Below are 18,656 nucleotides of genomic sequence, written 5' to 3'. Positions count from 1 at the left end.
TCGGCCTGTCGTTCGCCGCACTTTTTATGTAAACCACGTTGGAAAAAAACAGTTAATAACAATAAAGACGAGGATGTAGGGATGAAAAAGAAACACGTCAATGCCCGGTTGATCTGCCAAGTGTCAGCTGCGGCGGCATTGGTGCTGGCCGGCAATGCAATGGCTGACGATGCATTCAGCTCCGATTCGAAATGGATGACCGGCGACTGGGGTGGCGAGCGTACCAAGCTGATCGAGCAAGGTATCGACATCAAGGCTGACTACGTTGGGGAAATGGGCGCCAACCTGCATGGCGGCTACAACGACGACAAGACCGGTCGCTACAGCGATCAGTTCGGTCTGGGCGTGGCGCTGGACCTGCAAAAACTCTGGGGCTGGGACAACACTCAGGCCAAGATCCAGCTGACCAATCGTAATGGCGAAAACATTTCCAACGACCGTGTTGGCGATCCGCGTGCGGGCACCCTGTCGTCCTCGCAGGAAGTCTACGGTCGTGGCCACATGGTGCGTCTGACCCAGTTGTGGATTCAGCACCAGTTCTTCGACAACAAACTCGACGTCAAGGCCGGTTACTTCGGTGAAGGCGAAGACTTCAACACCTTCCCGTGCGACTTCCAGAACCTGGCGTTCTGCGGCTCGCAGGTCGGTAACTGGGCGACGAACATCTGGTACAACTGGCCCGTCAGCCAGGCCGCGATCCGCGTGAAGTACAACATCAATGACGAGCTCTACGCTCAGATCGGTGCGTACAACCAGAACCCGTCGCAACTGGAACACGGCAACGGCTTCAAGCTCAGCGGCAGCGGTACTGCCGGTACCGTATTGCCCGTCGAGCTGGTCTGGTCGCCGAAGGTCAACAGCCTGCCGGGCGAATACCGTATCGGTTACTACAAGAGCACGGCGGATGCCAATGACGTCCGCGAAGACGTCAACGGTTTCGACGCGGCGACCACCGGTGACGCGTACAAGACCCACAGCAGCAAACACGGCTACTGGTTCGTCGCGCAACAGCAACTCACCAGCCACAATGGTGATGCATCGCGCGGTCTGAACATCGCGGCCAACGCCACGTTCCACGACAAGGACACCAACTTCATCGACAACTACCAGTCGGTGATGTTTGTCTACAAAGGCCCGTTCGACGCGCGTCCGAAGGATGACGTCGGCATCGGCGCGGCGCGTATCCACGTCAACGATGACGTGAAGAAAAACGCTGAACTGCTGAACGCTTCCAACGGTGTTTCGGACTACGACAATCCGGTGTTCTCGCCGATTCGTGATACCGAATACAACTACGAGATCAACTACGGCTTCCACGTCACCAACTGGCTGACGGTGCGTCCTAACCTGCAATACATCACTCACCCGGGTGGTGTTGATGCCGTGGACAACGCATTGGTCGCTGGCCTGAAAATTCAGTCGGTGTTCTAACGCGTCTGCGATAAGCTCCTCTCTATGTGCGCATATTTGCGGACAGCCAAGGCTGTCCGCTTTTTTTTGCGACACACTCGTATACAAGGTTTGTGTCGTACCCATTTGTGGCGAGGGAGCTTGCTCCCGCTCGGCTGCGCAGCAGTCGTAAATCCTGATGATGAGGTTTAAATGACACACCGCAGTGAAAGGTTTCGGGGCCGCTTCGCAGCCCAGCGGGAGCAAGCTCCCTCGCCACAAGAGCAATGTGGATTGTTGAGTACCCCCATGATTTTCAGGACCGTGGCCAATGCATGAGCATCCGCTGCAACGCTTCTTCAAATCCCTGCGCGAACGACCAGTGTTTGCCTGGGAGCGCTATCAGATGCGCGATGTGCTGGTGATCGACCATCCGCTGTGTCAGGCGGTGTTCAGTCGGCAGGGCGCGCAGTTGCTGCACTTTCAGCCACGCGGGCAGAAACCGTGGTTGTGGTGTGCGGCGAAGTGGCCGCACGTTGGCGCCATTCGTGGCGGCGTGCCGGTGTGCTGGCCGTGGTATGGCCGCCATCCGAGCGAAAATGCCTGGCCATCCCATGGCTGGGCACGACTGCTCGACTGGAAGCTGCTCGACAGCAGCAGCACCGAAGATGGCGTGCGCCTGCACTGGCAATTGCAGTTGTGCGAGTGGCAGGTCGACCTGCACGCGCACCTCGGTGAACGCATGGAATTACGCCTGAGCACCGAGCATCAGGACGACATGCCGTGCCAGTTGAGCCAGGCTTTGCACGCTTACTGGCGTATTGGCGATGTCGGTGAGATAGCGCTGTCTGGCCTCGAAGGCGCGCAAGGTTACGACCAGTTGAGCCGCCAGTCCTGCCAGCAGGAAGGCGAGTTGCGGGTCGATGGTGGTTGTCAGCGGGTGTTCCAGCACGACGGCGAATTACAGCTCAAGGATCACGCCTGGCAGCGCGAGTTGTGCATCGATACCGGTGACAGCGGCGACACCGTGGTCTGGCATCCGGGCTCGCGACCGCTGTTGGGCGTGAGTTGGGATGAAGTGACGGAGTTTGTCTGTGTCGAAGCGGCGGCGGGGGGCACCGACAGCCTGCATCTGGCGCCGGGAGAGAAGGCGCATTTGAGTTTGCAGGCGTGGGCTGCGGCCTAGATTTGAGGTGAGTCGGCTGACGCCTTCGCGAGCAAGCCCGCTCCCACAGTAGATGGCATTCCAATTGAAGGAACCCGATCACCTGTGGGAGCGGGCTTGCTCGCGAAGAGGCCGGATCATTCAGCCGAGAATTTGGATCAGTTGAACTCGTCACCCACCGGATACCGGCTGGCATTCAAGCTCTCCTTGATCTTGCGCAGATGCGGCTGGAAATCCACCCCGCGACGCAAGGTCATACCGGTCGCCAACACATCCAGCACCGTCAACTGAATGATCCGCGAAGTCATCGGCATATAGATGTCGGTGTCTTCCGGCAGCGGAATGTTCAGGCTCAGGGTACTGGCCTTGGCGAGCGGCGAATTCTCGGCGGTCAGGCCCAGCACCGAAGCGCCGTTTTCCCGGGCGATGCGCGCCACTTCCACCAGTTCGCGGGTGCGGCCAGTGTAGGAAATGATCACGAACAGCTCGCCAGTGTGCGCCACCGAAGCAATCATTCGCTGCATCAGCACATCCGCATGCGCGGTGACGGCGAGGTTGAAACGGAAGAATTTGTGCTGCGCATCCAGCGCCACCGGGGCCGAAGCACCGAGGCCGAAGAAGTGGATCTGCCGCGCCTGAATCAACAGGTCGACGGCGCGGCTGATCAGGTTCGGATCGAGCGCCTGACAAGCGCTGTCCAGCGAGGCGATGGCGCTGCCGAAAATCTTCTGCGTGTACGCCTCGGGATTGTCATCGGCCTCCACCGCACGGCTGACATACGCCGCGCCACTGGCCAGGCTCTGCGCCAGTTGCAACTTGAGTTCAGGGTAACCGCTGACGCCGAACGAACGGCAGAAACGGTTGACCGTCGGCTCGCTCACCGATGCGGCCTGGGCGAGGGCGGCGATGCTGAAGCGGGTGGCCTGCTGCGGGTTGAGCAGGATCACCTCGGCGACTTTGCGTTCGGCCTTGTTCAGCTCTTCAAGGCGACTCTGGATCTGTTCCAGTAAATTTCGCACGCGGTCCATATGGAATTCCTAATTCACCTGCGCAAAGGTGCGCCGGGCTATGCAAATTGGGCCTTTGATATGGCCCGTAACGGTGGCCTATCCTACTGATGGCTCCGACCGACCACCACTCGGAATCTGTATTTTGCGAAAATGTTGTGGTTATTACTACATTTTCCCTTGAGTGATGCCTTGAAAAAAGGTATTTGTAGCTTAACTTGATAAAAGAACAAACATCATGCCTTCGATTACGGTTGAACCGTGCACCTTTGCCTTGTTCGGCGCTCTGGGCGATCTGGCCCTGCGCAAGCTGTTTCCTGCCCTTTATCACCTCGATGGCGCCGACCTGTTGCACGAAGACACGCGCATCATCGCGCTGGCCCGTGAACCCGGTTCCGAGCAGCAGCACATGGCGTTCATCGCCGCCGAATTGCGCCGTTACGTCGGCAAAGAGCTGGACGAGGCCGTGGCCGAGCGCTTTCTGGCGCGCCTGAGCTACCTGCACGTCGACTTCCTCAAGGCTGAAGACTATGTGGCGCTGGCCGAAGCCGCCGGCACCACGCAACGCATGATTGCCTACTTCGCCACACCGGCAGCGGTGTACGGCGCGATCTGCGAGAACCTGGCTAAAGTCGGTCTGGCAGAAAACACCCGTGTGGTGCTGGAAAAGCCAATCGGCTCCGATCTGGAATCCTCGCGCAAAGTGAACGACGCCGTGGCGCAGTTCTTCCCGGAGAACCGCACCTACCGCATCGACCACTACCTGGGCAAGGAGACCGTCCAGAACCTGATCGCCCTGCGTTTCGCCAACAGCCTGTTCGAAACCCAGTGGAACCAGAATTACATCTCCCACGTGGAAATCACCGTGGCCGAAAAGGTCGGCATCGAAGGCCGTTGGGGCTACTTCGACAAGGCCGGCCAACTGCGCGACATGATCCAGAATCACCTGTTGCAGCTGCTGTGCCTGATCGCCATGGACCCGCCCGCCGACCTGTCCGCCGACAGCATCCGTGACGAAAAAGTCAAAGTGCTCAAGGCCCTGGCGCCGATCAGCCCGGAAGGCCTGACCACTCAGGTGGTGCGCGGCCAGTACATCGCCGGCCACAGCGAAGGCAAATCCGTTCCGGGTTACCTCGAAGAACCGAATTCCAACACCCAGAGCGACACCGAAACCTTCGTCGCCCTGCGTGCCGACATCCGCAACTGGCGCTGGGCCGGCGTGCCGTTCTACCTGCGTACCGGCAAGCGCATGCCACAGAAGCTGTCGCAGATCGTCATCCACTTCAAGGAACCGTCGCACTACATCTTTGCGCCGGAACAGCGCCTGCAGATCAGCAACAAACTGATCATCCGTCTGCAACCGGACGAAGGCATTTCCTTGCGTGTGATGACCAAGGAGCAGGGCCTGGACAAGGGCATGCAACTGCGCAGCGGGCCGCTGCAACTGAATTTCTCCGACACCTGGCGCAGCGCACGGATCCCCGATGCCTACGAGCGGTTGTTGCTGGAAGTGATGAACGGCAATCAGAACCTGTTTGTCCGTAAAGATGAAATCGAAGCCGCGTGGAAGTGGTGTGACCAGTTGATCGCCGGCTGGAAAAAATCCGGTGACGCGCCCAAGCCGTATGCGGCCGGGTCGTGGGGGCCGATGAGCTCGATTGCACTGATCACGCGGGACGGGAGGTCGTGGTATGGCGATATCTGATGTGAAACTGCCTGCGGGCGTGCACGCTCACCCATTCAAGAGCCCGGTGCTGTTGGCTGAAGGTCTGGCGCTGAACGTCGCCAAGCAACTGAGCGATGCCATCGCTGCACGCGGCAACGCGGTGCTGGTGGTCTCTGGCGGTCGCAGTCCGGTGGCGTTTTTCCAGCACCTGGCCAAGCAGGAGCTGGACTGGTCGAAGGTCGTCGTGACCCTTGCCGACGAGCGCTGGGTGCCGGTGGAGCATGCCGACAGCAATGCCGGCCTGCTCAAGCAGTATCTGCTCAAAGGGCCGGCGGCCAAGGCAACGTTCTTAAGCCTTTATAGCGCGGCGGCCAACGTCGAGCAGGCTGCGGAGCACGCCGATCGTCTGCTGGGCGAGTTGCCGCCGATCGACGTGCTGGTGCTGGGCATGGGTGATGACGGTCACACCGCGTCGCTGTTCCCCGACAGCCCGAACCTGACCGAAGCCTTGCAGATCGACGGCACTCGTCGCTGCTGGCCGATGCTGGCGCCGAGCGTGCCGCGTCAACGCCTGACCATGAGCCGCGCGCTGCTGGCTTCGGCAAAGCACAAGATCCTGTCGATTTCCGGTCAGTCGAAACTGACCACCCTGAATGCCGCGCTGGCATCCGACGACGTCGCGGCCATGCCGGTACGCGCGTTTCTGCAACCTACGTTAGAGATTTACTGGTGCCCATGAGCCAAGGATCAGCCGCTATGAAAAATCCATCCCCGACCGTTTCCATGGCGGACAAAGTTGCCCTGATCGACAGCCTCTGCGCCAAGGCGCGGATCCTGCCAGTGATCACCATCGCCCGTGAACAGGACGTGCTGCCATTGGCCGACGCGCTGGCCGCCGGTGGCCTGACCGCGCTGGAAGTGACCCTGCGCTCGCAGTTCGGGCTCAAGGCGATCCAGATCCTGCGTGAGCAGCGTCCGGAGCTGGTGACCGGTGCCGGCACCGTACTGGATCGCAACATGCTCGCGGCGGCGGAAGCGGCAGGTTCGCAGTTCATCGTCACCCCGGGCATCACCCGTGACCTGCTCGAAGCCAGCGTCGACAGCCCGATTCCGCTGTTGCCCGGCATCAGCAACGCCTCCGGCATCATGGAAGGCTATGGCCTGGGTTACCGCCGCTTCAAGCTGTTCCCGGCGGAAGTCAGCGGCGGCGTGGCAGCCATCAAGGCCCTCGGCGGTCCGTTCGGCGAAGTGAAATTCTGCCCGACCGGTGGCGTCGGCCCGGCCAACATCAAGAGTTACATGGCGCTGAAAAACGTCATGTGCGTGGGCGGCAGCTGGATGCTCGATCCCGAGTGGATCAAGAACGGCGATTGGGCGCGCATTCAGGAATGCACCGCCGAGGCCCTGGCGCTGCTGGACTAAACGTTTTACCTGACACTTCGTTGTGTGTTCTACGGCTTTACGGTGCGCTTGGTCGGTGCACCGTTTTTTTTGCCCCGAGAAATGGCGCGATACATAGTTACCGCACTGCGGCGCTCGTGCGCCGTTAATCTGCGTTCTCTTATGGAAGAGAGAACGCGTCATGGAACGAGATACTTCAACCGCACCGTCATCATCGATCTATCAGTTGGCCCCCGAACAGATCGCCGGGCCGTATTTCCGCAATCCAAAACTGCTGCGGCGCAACATCAGCGAAGGCGCCGAAGGGCTGCCCTTGCTGTTGCGCCTGAGCATCGTCGACGCGATGACCGGCGAGCCGGTGAGCGGGGCGCTGGTGGACATCTGGCACTGCAATGCTCGGGGCGCCTATTCGGGTTGGAGCCGGATCAATCCGGATCAGGAGGTCGATTCCGATGCCATCGGCTCAGTGCCGCGTACCGACGATGACACCTACCTGCGCGGCAGCCAGTTCTGCGATCAACAGGGACGAGCACGATTCACCACGATCTATCCGGGGTTCTATGCCGGGCGAGCGCTGCACATTCATGTGGCAGTGCGCATTGTCGCCGGCACTGAATATCTGGCGGAGCGCAACGTGGCCTGGGTCGGCCAGCTGTATTTCCCCGAAGTGGTGTCACGCGCGGTGCTCAATGCCCGGGACTATCGCGGGCGTGCCTCGGCACCCTTGAACAACGCCGATGACAGCTACTACAGCAACATGGGTGGCGAAGATTCGACCCTGACCGTGTGGCCGATCGGTCGTGACTCTCACGAGGACGGTTTCTTCGGCCACCTGACCATCGGTATCGACACCTTTGCCGCCTCGTCGCAGATCAAACCCGAGGACTTCGACAAGTACACCGTGTGAGCGATCAGCGCAGTTCGTTGAGCGCGCGGGTCAGCAACTGCATGTCATCCGCAGTGGTGGTCAGCCCCGGCGTGATACGGATGCTCGGCCCGCTCGCTGCGCCGTTGCGCACCACGGTGAACAGCTTGTACTCGTTGAGCAGGCGCTCGACCATTGCCTGTTGATCGGTGTAGCGAGTGAAACGCATCGAGGTGATCCCGCAATACAGGCGCGGATCGTCCGGGGTCATGACCTCGATCCCTGGCAAGTGCCGCACCGCGCTGACCCACAGGTTGCGCAGGTAATTGAGGCGTGCGCCTTTGGCTGCGGCGCCCCCGAGCGAACGGTGTTCCTCGAATACCAGCGGCAAAGTCATCAGTGCCGGAATGTTCGGCGTGCTGTACGGCGTGCGCGCGCGGATATCGCTGGCGGGGAAGTGCATTTCGCCCATGTCCGGATCGATGTCGGCCAGACGCTGCGGGGCGATGTACAGAAAGCCCAGGGTCAGCGGTGCGCCAATCCACTTGTGCAGGTTGAAGCCGGCGAAGGCGATGCCCATTGCTTCGAGATTGAAGTCGATCTGGCCGAGGGCGTGAGCGCCGTCGAGGATGATGTCCACGCCATGTTGTTTCGCCAGCGCGGCGATGGCCTGCACTGGCATCACCAGCCCGGTGCGGTGGGTGACATGGGTCAGGGCCATCAGCTTGAGTTTCGGATAGCGGATGAAAGTTTCGCGGTAGCTGTCCAGCAGACTGTCGAAACTGGCCGGATGCGCATGGTTGATCTCGATCACATCGACGCCGCGATGCCGCGCCAGCCAGCGCATGGCGCCCTTGACCGTGTCGTACTCCAGGTCGCTGATCAGCACCTGATCGCCGGGTAGCAGGCGATTGTAATTGCGGATCAGCGATTGCAGCGCATCGCTGGCGTTGCGGGTGAAGGCCACGCTCTGCGCGCGCACGCCGATCAACTCGGCCAGTTGCGCACGGATGTCGAGGCTGTCGTACTGTTCAAAACGTTGGCGCACATACACCGAGTTGCTGGTGTTGATCATTTCGATGTTGCGCTGGTAGTCCTCGATCACCGTGCGCGACATGCGTCCGAAGTAACCGTTCTCCAGGTTCAGCGGGCCGGTCTGCGCTTCGTAGCGATCAGCGAAGGTCTGCCAGAAAGCTTCGTCACGGGCGCGGCGGGTGTTGTCAGGCATGGTCGAGGCTCTAGGAGGAGGGCGCATCAGTGGCGCGGGGCAGGTTTGCCGTGTTTGGCGCGTAGCGGTTCGAGCAGGTCCGACAGGCCGTTATGGTCGATTTCCTGCATCAGCGCCAGCAGTCCGCCGAGTTCGCCGTGAGGAAAGCCTTCGCGGGCAAACCAGTTCAGATAAGGCCCTGGCAGGTCGGCAATGATCCGGCCCTTGTACTTGCCGAAGGGCATTTCACGGGTGATCAGTAGTTCAAGCTTTTCAGGATTCATCAGTGGCAATCATCTGGGTTCGAAACAGTCTGGAAAATACAGGCATTCTGCATGCAGGCCAAATGACAGTTCATGCAAATAACCGTGATACAGATAGTTCAACTATCTTTAACTTATTGATTTTTAAGTGATATTTATTTTTGAAAAAGCTGGCACGCACACTGCAATAACCCTTGCATCTTCAACCAACCGCAAGGAATTGAAAAATGACTGATATGAATAAAGAAGCCATCTCTGTACTCAACGACCTGATCGAAACCTGCAAGGACGGCCAGGAAGGGTTCAAGACTTGCGCTGAAGACATCAAGCACCCAGAACTCAAGACTCTGTTCGTGACCCGTTCTGCCGATTGCGCGACTGCCGCCGCTGAACTGCAGGCTGAAGTGCGTAAACTGGGCGGTGATCCGGAAACTTCTACCAGCGTCAGCGGTGACCTGCACCGTCGCTGGGTCGACGTCAAAGCCATGTTCACGGGCAAAGATGAAGAAGCGGTGCTCAACGAAGCCGAGCGCGGTGAAGACCATGCGCTGAAGGCTTATCGTGAAGCCATCGAGAAAATCAACAAGCACAGCCTCGTGGGTATTCGTGACCTGGTCGAGCGTCAGTACCACGGCGTACAACGCAATCACGACCAAGTGAAAGCCCTGCGTAACCAGGCTCGCGCTCGTTCGTAAGCCACGCTGGGAAAACTGTGGGAGCGGGCTTGCTCGCGAAAGCGCTGTGTCATGCAACGATGATGTTGCTGACATAACTGCTTCGCGAGCAAGCCCGCTCCCACTTTTGTTTTTTGTGTACCTGATGATCAGCCGATGCTGATCGCCGGCAGAGTCGGCAGGGTCACGGTCTGTTGTTTACGCGGCGCCAGAATTTCGGCCTCGCCATCCACTACCAGTTCATCACGCTGGTTGAACACGCGAGTGGCGATGCGTACGCGAAACTTCGGCAGCTTCTCGAGGATTTCCAGGCGCACGGTCAGGGTGTCGCCAATTTTCACTGGCTTCTGAAAGCTCATCTGCTGACCGATGTAGATGGTGCCGGGCCCAGGCAGTTCGCACGCCACGGCAGCGCTGATCAGCGCACCGCTGAACATGCCGTGGGCGATACGCTCCTTGAACATGCTGGCCGCGGCGAACTCGGCATCCAGGTGCACCGGGTTGTGGTCGCCCGACATCGCGGCGAACAGCTGAATGTCGCGCTCTTCGACGGTCTTGCTATAGCTGGCGGTCTGGCCGACTTCGAGGGCTTCGTAAGGGATGTTGGTAACCTGGGTCATCGGTATTGATTCCTGTGACGGATTAAAGTGAATCCACAAAAAATTATTCGCTGCGTTGAGGGCGACGATGGCTCAGCGCCTGGTCGATCCAGGCCAGCACATCGGCAATCACTTCGTCGCGATTGGTTTCATTGAACAATTCGTGCCGCGCCTGCGGGTAGATCTGCAGTTGCAGGTTCTGGCTGCCGGCCGAGCGCAACGCCTCGGCCAGATCTGTCAGACGCTTGCCTTCGCTCACCGGATCACATTCACCGCCGATTACCAGCAGCGGCAGGCCCGGGTCGATCTGGGCGAGATTGGACGCTTTGCTGATCTGCTGCAAGCCACCGAGCAAGTCGATCCATAGCTGATTGGTGCAGCGAAAGCCGCACAGCGGATCGGCGACGTACTTGTCGACTTCAACCGGGTCGCGGCTCAGCCAGTCGAACGGCGTGCGCGCCGGTTTGAATTTTTTGTTGAACGAGCCGAACGACAACCACTCGATCAGCGCACTGCGGCCCTTGCCACCCTGACGCAGTTTTTCGAATCGGGCGATCTGCCGCGCCGCACCGTAAAGCGCCACTGGCTGGAAATTCGAGCCGCTGAGAATCGCACCGTGCAGGCTGGCGCTGTGATGCAGCAGGTAACCCTGAGCGAGGTAGCTGCCCATGCTGTGTCCGAGCAGGATGATCGGTACCTCGGGATGCTGCTGGCCGATGTGCTGATTGAGATTGGCCAGATCGCCGATCACCTTGCACCAGCCGTCGTCATCGGCGAAATGCCCGAGTGTCCCGTGTTCGGCGGTTTTGCCATGGCCGCGCAGATCCGGGGCGTACACACCGTAGCCTTGTTCACAGAACGCATTCGCCAGCCGCTCGTAGCGCGCGCTGTGTTCGGCCATGCCGTGGGCCAGCAGGATCAGCGCTTTCAAGGGCGCGGCCGGCAACCACTGGTTGACGAACAGGCGGCTGCGGTCACTCGCGTCCAGCCAGAAGGCGTGGTGGATCATGGCAATTCCTTTTATCGAGCGGTAACGGCCCGCAGTCGTAGCATTGTATAGCGCGTCCGATCAGCTCACGCCACGGCAGGAAGATTCATACGATCAATGACGACTACGCCCATATTTGCCTCACTGGCCATAGCTGCTAGTGTCCGTGAAGCTCCGCTTTTTGCTTTCTGCCCTTTAGGGGGCTGCGCGAAACCACAGGAAAGCGGCTCCCGGATCGATTCAGGTAAAGAGGACAAGAACAATGCAACCTGATTTCTGGAATGACAAACGCCCCGCCGGCGTACCACTGGACATCGACATGGGCGAGTTCAAGTCGGTGATCGAGGTGTTTGAGCGTTCCTGCAAGAAATTCGCCGATCGGCCGGCCTTCAGCAATATGGGCGTGACCCTGACCTACGCTGAACTCGAGCGCTACAGCGCAGCGTTCGCCGGTTACCTGCAAGCCCACACCGATCTGGTACCAGGGGACCGCATCGCGGTGCAGATGCCCAACGTACTGCAATATCCGATTGCCGTGTTCGGCGCCTTGCGCGCCGGGCTGATCGTGGTCAACACCAACCCGCTGTACACCGCGCGCGAGATGCGCCACCAGTTCAAGGACTCCGGTGCCCGGGCGCTGGTGTACCTGAACATGTTCGGGCAGAAGGTCCAGGAAGTGCTGCCGGACACTGACATTCAATACCTGATCGAAGCGAAGATGGGCGACCTGATGCCCACCGCCAAGGGCTGGCTGGTCAACACCGTGGTCAGCAAAGTTAAGAAAATGGTCCCGGCCTATTCGCTGCCCCAGGCCATCTCGTTCAAGAGTGCGCTGCGCCTGGGCCGTGGTCTGGGGATCAAGCCGCTGAAAGTCGGTCTCGACGACATTGCCGTGTTGCAATACACCGGCGGCACCACCGGCCTGGCCAAGGGCGCGATGCTGACCCACGGCAACCTCGTGGCGAACATGCAGCAAGTGCGCGCGTGTCTTGCGCAACTGGGGCCTGACGGGCAGCCATTGCTGCGCGAAGGGCAGGAGGTGATGGTGGCGCCGCTGCCGCTGTACCACATCTATGCCTTCACCGCGAATTGCATGTGCATGATGGTGTCGGGCAACCACAACGTGCTGATCACCAATCCGCGAGACATCGCAGGCTTCATCAAGGAGTTGAAGAACTGGCGTTTCTCGGCGTTGCTTGGCCTGAATACGTTGTTCGTCGCGCTGATGGATCACCCGGACTTCAAGACCCTGGACTTCTCCAGCCTCAAGCTGACCAACTCCGGCGGTACTGCGCTGGTCAAGGCCACCGCCGAGCGCTGGGAGCAGATCACCGGTTGCCGCATCACCGAAGGTTACGGCCTCACCGAAACGTCGCCGGTGGCCTGCACCAACCCGTATGGCGACCAGTCGCGGCTGGGCACCGTCGGTCTGCCGGTGCCGGGTACGCTGCTGAAGGTCATCGATGACGAGGGTGTCGAGCAACCGATGGGCGAGCGTGGCGAGTTGTGCATCAAAGGCCCGCAGATCATGAAAGGCTACTGGCACAAACCCGAAGCCACTGCCGAAGTGCTGGATGCCGAGGGCTGGTTCAAGTCCGGTGATATCGCGGTGATCGACCCGGACGGGTTCGTGCGCATCGTCGACCGTAAGAAGGACATGATCATCGTCTCCGGTTTCAACGTGTACCCCAACGAGATCGAAGACGTGGTCATGGCCCACCCGAAAGTCGCCAACTGCGCGGTGATCGGCGTGCCGGACGAGCGTTCGGGCGAGGCGGTGAAACTGTTTGTGGTGGCGCGGGAAACCGGGATCAGCCTCGAGGAGTTGAAGGCGTACTGCAAAGAGAATTTCACCGCTTACAAAGTGCCGAAACACATCGTATTGCGTGAGTCGTTGCCGATGACACCGGTCGGCAAGATTCTGCGGCGGGAGTTGCGCGATATCGCCTGATCGGTGAATGGCCGCGCGTTGCGCGGATCGCGGGCAAGCCACGCTCCCACAGGGATCTCCATCAACCTTGTGAGAGCGGGCTTGCCCGCGATGCTTTTTGGCCGGTGAAGTCCCGGAAAACCGGGGCTTTCAGGCTGATATAGGATTTTTGCTCTAAAATGACTGTTAGAAAGTCTTGAGTCATTAAAGTGACCATGAAGGCCGCTTTTGGCTCTAGTCGGCCCTCGGCAAAGCTGCTACTCTCGGCGCGCTTTGTGACTTCTCGGCCTGTATGAAAGCCAGATTCACCAATACAAAACACACACCAATAATAATCGCATCAAATGCGGTGAAGAATTCGCGTTGCTGAGGAGTGGGCTTCCATGATCGAAGACTTTTGGAAGGATAAATACCCGGCTGGAATTGCTGCCGACATCAATCCAGACGAGTACCCGAATATTCAGGCAGTGTTGAAGCAATCCTGCCAACGCTTCGCCAACAAACCGGCTTTCAGCAACCTGGGCAAGACAATCACCTACGGTGAACTGTACGAATTGTCCGGTGCGTTTGCCGCGTATCTGCAACAGCATACCGACTTGCAGCCCGGTGATCGAATCGCCGTGCAACTGCCCAACGTTCTGCAGTACCCGGTGGCCGTCTTCGGTGCGATCCGCGCCGGGCTGATCGTGGTCAACACCAACCCGCTGTACACCGCGCGGGAAATGGAACACCAATTCAATGACTCCGGCGCCAAAGCGCTGGTCTGCCTGGCCAACATGGCGCACCTGGCGGAAGCCGTGGTGCCAAAAACCGGCGTCAAACACGTCATCGTCACCGAAGTCGCCGACCTGCTGCCGCCGGTCAAGCGCCTGCTGATCAACAGCGTGATCAAGTACGTGAAGAAAATGGTGCCGGCCTATCACCTGCCCAAAGCCGTCAAGTTCAACGACGTGCTGAGCAAGGGCCAGGGCCAGCCGGTGGCCGAAGCCAACCCGCACAGCAGTGATGTCGCGGTGCTGCAATACACCGGCGGCACCACCGGCGTGGCCAAGGGCGCGATGCTGACCCATCGCAACCTCGTCGCCAACATGCTGCAGTGCAAGGCGCTGATGGGCTCCAACCTCAATGAAGGTTGCGAGATCCTGATCACCCCGCTGCCGCTGTACCACATCTATGCGTTCACCTTTCATTGCATGGCGATGATGCTGATCGGCAACCACAACATCCTGATCAGCAACCCGCGCGACCTGCCGGCGATGGTCAAGGAACTGTCGAAGTGGAAGTTCAGCGGTTTCGTCGGCCTCAACACGCTGTTCGTCGCGCTGTGCAACAACGAAGGTTTCCGCAAGCTGGATTTCTCCAATCTGAAAGTCACCCTGTCCGGCGGCATGGCCCTGCAACTGGCCGCGGCCGAGCGCTGGAAAGCGGTGACCGGTTGCTCGATCTGCGAAGGTTACGGCATGACCGAAACCAGCCCGGTGGCCACGGTCAACCCGATCCAGAACATCCAGATCGGCACCATCGGCATTCCGGTGCCGTCAACCCTGTGCAAAGTCATCGACGATGCCGGTGTCGAGCAGCCAATGGGCGAAATCGGCGAGCTGTGCGTCAAGGGCCCGCAAGTGATGAAGGGCTACTGGCAGCGTCAGGAAGCCACCGACGAGATCCTCGACAGCGAAGGCTGGCTGAAGACCGGTGACATCGCGCTGATCCAGCCCGATGGCTACATGCGCATTGTCGATCGCAAGAAAGACATGATCCTGGTCTCCGGTTTCAACGTTTACCCCAACGAGCTGGAAGACGTGCTGGCAACCCTGCCGGGCGTGTTGCAGTGCGCGGCCATCGGCGTGCCGGACGAGAAGTCGGGTGAAGCGATCAAGATTTTCATCGTGGCCAAGCCGGGCGTGACCCTGACCAAGGAAACCGTCATGGAGCACATGCGCGCCAACGTCACCGGTTACAAAGTGCCGCGCTCGGTGGAATTCCGCGATGCGCTGCCGACCACCAACGTCGGCAAGATTCTGCGCCGCGAGTTGCGTGACGAAGAGCTGAAGAAGATCAAGGCCAAGTCCGCCGCCTAAAGCAAAAAGCCCCGCAAATGCGGGGCTTTTTGTTGGAATAGGTGGTGAATTTGTAGTGACTGTGATGCCGCCTTCGCGAGCAAGCCCGCTCCCACATTCAACCGCGTTCCTCCAGTTGGAATACAGTCAAATGTGGGAGCGGGCTTGCTCGCGAAGCTTTTCGGTTACTGGCGGAACGGCGCGAAGTTTACGTTGGTTCCCGTCGGACGCATGTCCTGCAGATACGAATCCTTGTCCGCACTCAATTCCAGGCTCAACGCGGCCTTGCGCTTGCCTTCGTTGCGAATCACCAGACCTTCGAGCTTTTCCCGCAGGAACACCGTCGGCACTTTCAGGTGCAGCAGTTCGTCGGTGGCCGGGGTGTGCATCAGCAGGTGAATCCACTCGTATTGACCGACGGCCAGGCGCGAGACCGGCAGGTCGAACCACCAGATGTTGCGGTTGCGGTTCAGTTCGGCGAAGTGACAGTTGTTGGTGCCGAGCACAGCGCCGCCCAGTTCCTGGTTGCGACGGGCAATGGCCTGCTTTTTATCGAGTTTCATAACATTCCTGCGGGATCTGATCGTTGGCGCGCGGCGCCCATAGGTGCGCATTCTCGGGGCTTGAAGGGCAAACATAAAGCCCAACCTGCATTGCACGACGAAATGAACAGCAAAAATAAATGAAACTCGTGGCAAACCTGCCCGGTCAATCATTACGTACTGACTTTTCCCCCTAATTGCACCAAGGAGAAACACCATGAGTAGCACAGGCGATAAAGTAAAAGGCATGGCCAACGAAGCAGTCGGCAACGTCAAGCAAGGCGTCGGTAAAGCCACCGACAACACCAAGCTGCAAGCCGAAGGCAAGGTTCAAGAGAAAAAAGGCGAAGCCCAGCAAGCAGTCGGCAAAGCCAAAGACGCCATCAAAAAAGGTGTCGACAAGGCGTAATCCAGCCTTGAGCGCAACACACGAGCGGCCATCCAGGGATGGCCGTTCTTGTGTCAAAAGCTTGCGCGAGCCACCAAGGGTCGCCAAGTGAGCTACCTTGATGTAAAAAACCGCCCCTGAGTCGCCACGACTTCAACCTGTAATGCGGCGAAAGGAGACGCGAATGATTTTTCCGGACATGAAAGGTCTGCCACTGCACCGGGTGATGGTGCGCACGGTGACTGAATTCGTCGACGACGAGATGTCGACCTACGCCTCGGCACTGGCCTACCAGATGCTGTTCTCGCTGTTCCCGTTCATTCTGTTCCTGATTGCCCTGATCGGTTTCCTGCACCTGCCGGATTTCTTCACCTGGCTGCGTCTGCAATCGGAACTGGTGCTGCCACCGCAGGCGCTGGAACAGGTCAACCCGGTCATCGATCAGCTGCAGCAGTCCAAAGGCGGCTTGCTCTCGATCGGTATCGTCATCGCCCTGTACACGGCATCTGCCGGCGTGCGGCTGATGATGAGCGCGATGAACGCCGCTTACGACGTGGTCGAGGGCCGGCCGATCTGGAAGCGCTTCCCGCTGTCGATTTTCTACACCGTCGGCATTGCCGGCATGTTGCTGGTGGCGGCTGCACTGATGGTGCTCGGGCCGCAAGTGATGGGCTGGATTGCCGCGCAGGTGGGCCTTGAAGATTTCATTGTCACCGTGTGGACGATTGCCCGCTGGCCAGTGATCGTGATTCTGATGATGGTCGCCGTGGCCCTGATCTACTACGTGATGCCCGACGTCAAACAGGAATTCCGCTTCATCACTCCAGGCTCGGTGCTGGCGGTGGTGGTGTGGATCGTGGCTTCGTTGGGGTTCGCGTTCTACGTCAAAACCTTCGCCAACTACAACGCGATGTATGGCAGCATCGGCGCGATCATCGTGCTGTTGCTGTATTTCTATATTTCCGCCGCCGTGCTGCTGCTTGGGGCGGAGATGAACGCGGTGATCGAACACATGTCCAGCGAGGGCAAGAACGAGGGCGAGAAAGTCCCCGGCGAACTCGATGAACATCCCAAACAACACGTTTCAGGGCTTGGGCGCGACCAGTCGCTGAAACCGAATACCGACGAAGTCTGATCATGATCCGTGAAATCCTGAAAATGGGCGATGAACGCCTGCTGCGCATCGCTCCGCCGGTGCCCCCGGAAATGTTCGACAGCCCCGAGCTGTGGCAACTGATCGATGACATGTTCCAGACCATGGAAAGTGTCGGTGGCGTCGGCCTGGCCGCGCCGCAGATCGGCGTCGACCTGCAACTGGTGATCTTCGGTTTCGAGCACAGCGAACGCTACCCGGACGCCGAAGCAGTGCCGCAGACGATTCTGATCAATCCGCTGATCACACCATTGAGTCCGCTGACGGAGGAGGGCTTCGAAGGCTGCCTGTCGGTACCCGGCCTGCGTGGCGCGGTGGATCGTTATCAGCAGATTCGCTACGAAGGGTTCGATCCCAAGGGCGAACCGATCGTGCGCGTGGCGTCGGGCTTTCATGCGCGGGTGGTGCAGCACGAGTGTGATCACCTGATCGGTCGCTTGTATCCGTCGCGGATTACCGATTTCAGCAAGTTCGGCTTTACCGAAGTGATGTTCCCGGATCTCGATCCCGCAGCCGACGACTGATCCTGAGAACACCTCTATCCCAATGTGGGAGCGGGCTTGCTCGCGAAGGCGTCGTATCAGTCAATTGATGCAGCGACTGACACGACGCCTTCGCGAGCAAGCCCGCTCCCACAAGGGTATCTGTGATCTCAGATTGAATGCGGTGTCAGCCCCATCGCAATCATCGGCTTGCTCCGCGCATACCGGCTCAACCGTTCGACCAGTGCGTAGGGCAGGGCGGGATCGAAGCTGAAACCGCGCCGCTCGTAAAACCCGCGCAAGTCCGGATGACAGAACAGCCACACCGGCTCCTGCAAATCCTTCACCGCCGCCGCGATCAACTGCCCGGCGATCCCTTGCTCACGGCAACCCGGATCAACAAACAACCCGGTCAACCAGTACCCGCCCGCCACCGGCCGCAAGCACAATGCGGCAACGATGTCCTCGCGACGGGCCACCCACAACTGCGCATCGCGCACCGCCTTCATCGACGATTGGTGGCTGCGGTAAAACTTGTTCATCAACGGCCACAAAGGCTCATCGAGCAGGACGTAGCGGGTATCGGGCATGGGATCGGACTGGCGGCGGGCAAAGCGCCGATTATAAAAGAACGCGCGCCGCGCGATAGGTGTATACCTGAGCCTACATCCCTGTGAGTGGAGTACGCATCATGTCCAAAGGTATGGATTCAAAGAAAGCCGCGAAGAAGAAACCGGTGAAGACGGCGATTGAAAAGCGTGCAGAGAAGAAAGCCAAGAAAGTCGATATTTTCGGTCATTGATCCCGTCCTTCGGGAGCCCGTCCCCCGGGCTCCCGTTTCAACGCAAAAATAATCTGCAAGATTGCTCGGCTCCGT

Annotated in this window: 19 protein-coding genes; 12 read left to right on the top strand and 7 right to left on the bottom strand. The window is 59.3% G+C overall.

Annotation, left to right across the window (positions count from 1 at the left end; translation table 11 throughout):
* Positions 1-81 precede the first annotated feature (81 nt).
* Both V9L13_RS13915 and V9L13_RS13910 read left to right on the top strand, forming a co-directional pair.
* Positions 82-1,431, top strand: coding sequence for a carbohydrate porin (locus V9L13_RS13915; RefSeq protein ID WP_338802791.1), 1,350 nt, complete (start codon positions 82-84; stop codon positions 1,429-1,431).
* A gap of 289 nt (positions 1,432-1,720) precedes the next feature.
* On the top strand, positions 1,721-2,575 hold the full coding sequence (locus V9L13_RS13910) for a D-hexose-6-phosphate mutarotase (protein WP_338802790.1): 855 nt from the start codon (positions 1,721-1,723) through the stop codon (positions 2,573-2,575).
* Positions 2,576-2,712: 137 nt separating this feature from the next.
* Here V9L13_RS13910 and V9L13_RS13905 read toward each other — a convergent pair whose 3' ends face one another.
* The gene (locus V9L13_RS13905; protein WP_169842436.1) at positions 2,713-3,573 is read right to left on the bottom strand and encodes a MurR/RpiR family transcriptional regulator; all 861 of its coding nucleotides are present in this window, start codon (positions 3,571-3,573) and stop codon (positions 2,713-2,715) included.
* A gap of 226 nt (positions 3,574-3,799) precedes the next feature.
* Here V9L13_RS13905 and zwf point away from each other — a divergent pair, with 226 nt between their 5' ends.
* The 4 genes from zwf (at position 3,800) to V9L13_RS13885 (ending at position 7,535) form a co-directional block, all read left to right on the top strand.
* Positions 3,800-5,266 (top strand): glucose-6-phosphate dehydrogenase, encoded by a 1,467-nt coding sequence (gene zwf / locus V9L13_RS13900; protein WP_003227440.1) that lies wholly within the window; start codon positions 3,800-3,802, stop codon positions 5,264-5,266.
* Positions 5,253-5,966, top strand: a complete 714-nt coding sequence (gene pgl / locus V9L13_RS13895; RefSeq protein ID WP_226499550.1) for a 6-phosphogluconolactonase — start codon at positions 5,253-5,255, stop codon at positions 5,964-5,966. Before zwf ends, pgl begins: the two co-directional genes overlap by 14 nt.
* 17 nt (positions 5,967-5,983) lie before the next feature.
* Complete coding sequence (locus V9L13_RS13890) at positions 5,984-6,649, top strand: bifunctional 4-hydroxy-2-oxoglutarate aldolase/2-dehydro-3-deoxy-phosphogluconate aldolase (RefSeq protein WP_003227433.1); 666 nt, start codon at positions 5,984-5,986, stop codon at positions 6,647-6,649.
* A 160-nt stretch (positions 6,650-6,809) separates the two neighbouring features.
* Entirely contained in the window at positions 6,810-7,535 is a 726-nt protein-coding gene (locus V9L13_RS13885; RefSeq protein WP_338802789.1) for an intradiol ring-cleavage dioxygenase, read from the top strand.
* Between the two features lie 4 nt (positions 7,536-7,539).
* Here the strand turns inward: V9L13_RS13885 and V9L13_RS13880 are convergent, their stop codons facing one another.
* On the bottom strand, positions 7,540-8,721 hold the full coding sequence (locus V9L13_RS13880) for an aminotransferase class V-fold PLP-dependent enzyme (RefSeq protein ID WP_338802788.1): 1,182 nt from the start codon (positions 8,719-8,721) through the stop codon (positions 7,540-7,542).
* Positions 8,722-8,747: 26 nt separating this feature from the next.
* A complete protein-coding gene (locus tag V9L13_RS13875) occupies positions 8,748-8,984 on the bottom strand; it encodes a DUF3820 family protein (protein WP_003227425.1) in 237 nt (78 codons plus the stop codon).
* A gap of 206 nt (positions 8,985-9,190) precedes the next feature.
* On the opposite strand from V9L13_RS13875, the gene V9L13_RS13870 reads away from it, so the two are divergent.
* The gene (locus V9L13_RS13870; protein ID WP_103522061.1) at positions 9,191-9,658 is read left to right on the top strand and encodes a PA2169 family four-helix-bundle protein; all 468 of its coding nucleotides are present in this window, start codon (positions 9,191-9,193) and stop codon (positions 9,656-9,658) included.
* Positions 9,659-9,786: 128 nt separating this feature from the next.
* Here the strand turns inward: V9L13_RS13870 and V9L13_RS13865 are convergent, their stop codons facing one another.
* Together V9L13_RS13865 and V9L13_RS13860 are read right to left on the bottom strand one after the other, a co-directional pair.
* Positions 9,787-10,257, bottom strand: coding sequence for a MaoC family dehydratase (locus V9L13_RS13865; RefSeq protein WP_003227420.1), 471 nt, complete (start codon positions 10,255-10,257; stop codon positions 9,787-9,789).
* Between the two features lie 43 nt (positions 10,258-10,300).
* Complete coding sequence (locus tag V9L13_RS13860) at positions 10,301-11,245, bottom strand: alpha/beta hydrolase (protein ID WP_338802787.1); 945 nt, start codon at positions 11,243-11,245, stop codon at positions 10,301-10,303.
* 241 nt (positions 11,246-11,486) lie between these two features.
* On the opposite strand from V9L13_RS13860, the gene fadD2 reads away from it, so the two are divergent.
* Positions 11,487-13,175, top strand: coding sequence for a long-chain-fatty-acid--CoA ligase FadD2 (gene fadD2, locus V9L13_RS13855; RefSeq protein ID WP_338802786.1), 1,689 nt, complete (start codon positions 11,487-11,489; stop codon positions 13,173-13,175).
* A gap of 362 nt (positions 13,176-13,537) precedes the next feature.
* Positions 13,538-15,235 carry a long-chain-fatty-acid--CoA ligase FadD1 gene (gene fadD1, locus V9L13_RS13850; RefSeq protein ID WP_003227414.1) on the top strand — a complete coding sequence of 566 codons (1,698 nt, stop codon included), beginning with the start codon at positions 13,538-13,540 and terminating at the stop codon, positions 15,233-15,235.
* Positions 15,236-15,399: 164 nt separating this feature from the next.
* Here fadD1 and V9L13_RS13845 read toward each other — a convergent pair whose 3' ends face one another.
* Positions 15,400-15,777 (bottom strand): hypothetical protein, encoded by a 378-nt coding sequence (locus V9L13_RS13845; protein ID WP_003227412.1) that lies wholly within the window; start codon positions 15,775-15,777, stop codon positions 15,400-15,402.
* Positions 15,778-15,973: 196 nt separating this feature from the next.
* Between V9L13_RS13845 and V9L13_RS13840 the strand changes: the two genes are divergently transcribed.
* From V9L13_RS13840 to def, 3 genes are all read left to right on the top strand, one after another.
* Positions 15,974-16,165 carry a CsbD family protein gene (locus tag V9L13_RS13840; RefSeq protein WP_003227408.1) on the top strand — a complete coding sequence of 64 codons (192 nt, stop codon included), beginning with the start codon at positions 15,974-15,976 and terminating at the stop codon, positions 16,163-16,165.
* A 163-nt stretch (positions 16,166-16,328) separates the two neighbouring features.
* A complete protein-coding gene (locus V9L13_RS13835; protein ID WP_338802785.1) occupies positions 16,329-17,279 on the top strand; it encodes a YihY/virulence factor BrkB family protein in 951 nt (316 codons plus the stop codon).
* Positions 17,280-17,281: 2 nt separating this feature from the next.
* A complete protein-coding gene (def, locus tag V9L13_RS13830) occupies positions 17,282-17,821 on the top strand; it encodes a peptide deformylase (protein ID WP_103522058.1) in 540 nt (179 codons plus the stop codon).
* A 128-nt stretch (positions 17,822-17,949) separates the two neighbouring features.
* On the opposite strand, the gene V9L13_RS13825 is transcribed toward def, so the two are convergent.
* Positions 17,950-18,369: a GNAT family N-acetyltransferase gene (locus tag V9L13_RS13825; protein ID WP_338802784.1), complete on the bottom strand. Its 420-nt coding sequence runs from the start codon at positions 18,367-18,369 to the stop codon at positions 17,950-17,952.
* Between the last annotated feature and the right edge of the window lie 287 nt (positions 18,370-18,656).

Source organism: Pseudomonas sp. RSB 5.4 (assembly GCF_037126175.1).
Lineage (GTDB): Bacteria > Pseudomonadota > Gammaproteobacteria > Pseudomonadales > Pseudomonadaceae > Aquipseudomonas > Aquipseudomonas fluorescens_H.
This window is presented reverse-complemented; position numbering and strand designations above follow the sequence as displayed.